Raw genomic sequence first — 3,489 nt, 5'->3', positions numbered from 1 at the left:
TTTTTATTAAAAATATAAATCAAGACAAAATCTTTACAGAATTTGACATATTTGTAAATGTCCCAAATAAGAAAAAATTAAAGATTAAAAGAATAAGAATACCATTACTAGGTATTCATAATGTAAGAAATTCTGTTGCAGCTGCAGCAGTTGCGATTACGATTGGTATTTCAATTTCTGATATAAAAAAAGGATTAAAAAATTTTAAGGGTGTTCAAAGAAGATTTAATAAAATATTTACTCACAACAATATTGATTTTTATGATGATTACGCTCATCATCCAACTGAAATAAAAGTAGTTTTGGATGGTGTTAACAAGGTTTATAAAGATTATGAAAAAGTTTGTATTTTTCAACCACATAGAGTCTCAAGACTTAAAGATTTGAGAAAAGAATTCTCTTTTGCATTTAAGAATGCTGATATTGTTGTTTTATGCCCAGTATATTCAGCAGGAGAAAAAATAAAATTAGGATTTAATTATATAAATTTTGCTAAGGAGATAATAAAAAATTCAGAAGTAAAATTATTTTTAATTAATGATAATTTGCAACTGGCTAAATTTGTAAAAAGAAATATAAGTGGAAAAAAAATCGTAATCGGAATGGGTGCAGGTTCCATCTCTAATTGGATGAGAGAACTCCCAAAATTAATATAATGAAATTGGACCAACTAAAAACATTGTTTGGAGAATTTGATGAAAATGTAAGATTTGAGTACGATCTTAAAAAAAAAAATTGGTTCAATATTGGTGGAAAAACAAAAGTTTTCTTTAAAGCTAACAATCTTCATGAACTGATTAAATTTTTGAAAATAGTAAATAATCAGGAAAAAATATTTATTCTTGGAGCAGGTTCTAACACTTTAATATCTGATGATTTATTTGATGGTATAGTTATAAAATTAGGAAAAAATTTTAATAACATCTCACTTCTTGGAGATGATGTGATAATTGCTGGAAGTGCTGTGACTGATAAATCTCTATCAGATTTTGCTGTAAAAAATAGTCTTAGCGGATTTGAGTTTTTATCTTGTATACCAGGCACAATAGGGGGTGGAATAAGAATGAACGCAGGTTGTTTTAACAAAGAATTTAAAGATATATTGATATCAGTTCAAGCAATCGATAAATCTGGAAATATTGTTACTATTCCAAGTAAAGAAATAAATTTTGAGTATAGAAAAAGTAACTTATCTGATAATTTGATCTTTTTAAGTGCTTCATTTAAAGGTTCAAAGTCCAGTCCTTCTCAAATAAAAAATGAAATTGAGAATTTAGTAAAAAAAAAAGAAAAAGCACAACCAACCAGAATTAAAACTTCTGGAAGCACTTTTAAAAATCCTAAATCACAAACAAATAAGAAAGTTTGGGAGCTAATTAAAGAGTCAGTTCCTCTAGACAAAAGTTTTGGGGATGCCTGTATTTCAGAAAAACATTGTAATTTTTTTGTAAATAAGGGTAGTGCTTCTTTTAATGATATGAACAATTTAATTGAATTTGTATCAAAAGAGGTTTTAGAAAAAACTGGTATAAAACTAGAAAAAGAAATTAAGATTTTAAAATAAATTGAAAAAAATATTAATAATTTCAGGTGGTATTTCAAAAGAGAGACCAATTAGCCTAGATACTGGAAAACAAGTAGCCAAGGAGCTAAAAAAAAATAATTATTTTGTAAAAATAACAGAACCAAATTTTCAGTTATTTGAGGTTATTAAAAAATTTAAACCAAACAAAATTTTCAATGCGTTGCATGGGCAGTTTGGTGAGGATGGTTATATCCAAACAATATTAGAGAGTTTTAAAATTCCTTATACTCACTCAGGTATAATTTCCTCATCAATAGCGATGGATAAAGTGTTATCAAAAAAGATTTTTATAAAGAATAAAATATTGACTCCAAAATTCCTGACCTTTTCATTCAACAAAGATGAAAAAAATATTGTGAGAACCATTGAAAATAAACTTAAATTTCCGGTTGTGATAAAACCAATCAATGAAGGTTCAAGCGTTAATGTTTTTATATGTACAAAAAAAAAATATCAAAAAAAAATTGAGGTATTTAGAAGATTATAAAAAAATAATTATAGAAGAATTTATCCCTGGTAGAGAGATACAGGCTGCAATGATTGGTTCTAAGAAACTTGGTGCAATTGAATTAAAACCAAAAAGAAAATTTTATGATTATCAAGCAAAATATAATCCAAAAGCAAAAACGGAACATATTATACCGGTGGATTTATCAAAAAAAAAATATGAACAAATAATGAAAATTTCTTCCAAAGCACACAATTTAATTGGTTGTCGAGGAGTGACCCGTTCAGATTTTAAATATTACAGGGGTAAGTTTTATCTTTTAGAAATTAATACTCAGCCAGGAATGACAAAACTTTCTTTAGTTCCTGAGATTGCTGCATTTCGTGGTATAAGTTTTATTAAACTTATTGAATTAATTTTAAAAGATGCTTCAACAAATAAATAAGAAAATTATTTTTTATATTTCTTTAATAATTATTCTTAGCACTTTTAATAACAAAAATTTGAAAAATTTTGATCTTCTTAAAATCAATATGATTGATATAGAAGGGATAGAATTTAGTGATAATGAATTTTTAAAAATTGCAAATTTAATAAAATTAAATAACATATTATCTATTCAAAAATCTCAGATAAAAGACATATTAAACTCTAATAATTTTATTGAAGAATATGAAGTGTTTAAAAGATATCCATCGTCTATTGAAATCAAAATTAAAAAAACAAATTTTTTAGCATCAACAAATATTAATGGAAAAAATTATTTGGTTGGATCAAATGGAAAATTTATAAATACAAAAGACTACTCTAAAAATTTACCTTTTATATTTGGAAACTTTGAACCAGAAAAATTTTTAGAATTTAAAAGTATTATTCTTCAAACTAATTTTAAATACAATAACATAAAAAATTTTTACCATTTCCCTTCTGGAAGATGGGATATTGAAATGATTTCAGGAGTTTTAATAAAATTACCTATTTCAGGAATTAAAGAGTCATTAAATTTATCGATTGAATTACTTAATGATATAGAATTCAGTAATATAAAAATTTTGGATATACGTCAAAAAAATCAAATTGTCACAAATGAGTAAAAAAGTAGATTTCCAAACATATCTTTATTTGGATCATAATCAATTCATCATTTATGTTACTGAAATTTTATCAAATGAAAAAATTTTTTCTGAAAAACTAGTAATAGAAGAAAATTCTACAGAATTAAAATTTACTAAACTAGACGAATTTTTAGAATCTAACATATTTAAAATTGAAAAAAAATTAGATAGTTTTATTGAAGACGTATACGTTATTTTAGATAGTAAGGAATTTCACTCAATAAAATTGTCAATTAAAAAAGATAATAATGGAGATCTCATTAACACAAAGGCTCTAATTCATCCATTAAATGATTTAAAAAATTTATGTCAATCGAATTTGCAAAATGAAAAAATTGTAC

4 protein-coding genes and 1 pseudogene are annotated in these 3,489 nt (G+C 24.7%); all 5 read left to right on the top strand.

From position 1 onward, the window contains the following. Nucleotides 1-656: glutamate ligase domain-containing protein (locus tag ACTT83_RS06205; RefSeq protein ID WP_440919216.1), on the top strand; the 656-nt coding region annotated here is incomplete at its 5' end. Next, a complete protein-coding gene (murB, locus tag ACTT83_RS06200) occupies nucleotides 656-1,564 on the top strand; it encodes a UDP-N-acetylmuramate dehydrogenase (protein WP_440919215.1) in 909 nt (302 codons plus the stop codon). The genes ACTT83_RS06205 and murB, both read left to right, overlap by 1 nt. Nucleotide 1,565: 1 nt before the next feature. Continuing rightward, nucleotides 1,566-2,478: pseudogene (locus ACTT83_RS06195) on the top strand (D-alanine--D-alanine ligase). Between the two features lie 88 nt (nucleotides 2,479-2,566). Next, a complete protein-coding gene (locus tag ACTT83_RS06190) occupies nucleotides 2,567-3,127 on the top strand; it encodes a cell division protein FtsQ/DivIB (RefSeq protein ID WP_440919214.1) in 561 nt (186 codons plus the stop codon). Next, nucleotides 3,120-3,489, top strand: a 370-nt coding sequence (locus ACTT83_RS06185) for a hypothetical protein (RefSeq protein ID WP_440919213.1), incomplete at its 3' end; no start/stop codon positions are given. The genes ACTT83_RS06190 and ACTT83_RS06185, both read left to right, overlap by 8 nt.

This window comes from Candidatus Pelagibacter sp., assembly GCF_052049775.1.
In the GTDB taxonomy this organism is placed as follows: domain Bacteria; phylum Pseudomonadota; class Alphaproteobacteria; order Pelagibacterales; family Pelagibacteraceae; genus Pelagibacter.
Note: the sequence above shows the minus strand (reverse complement) of the source record. Positions and strands in the feature narration are given on the sequence as shown.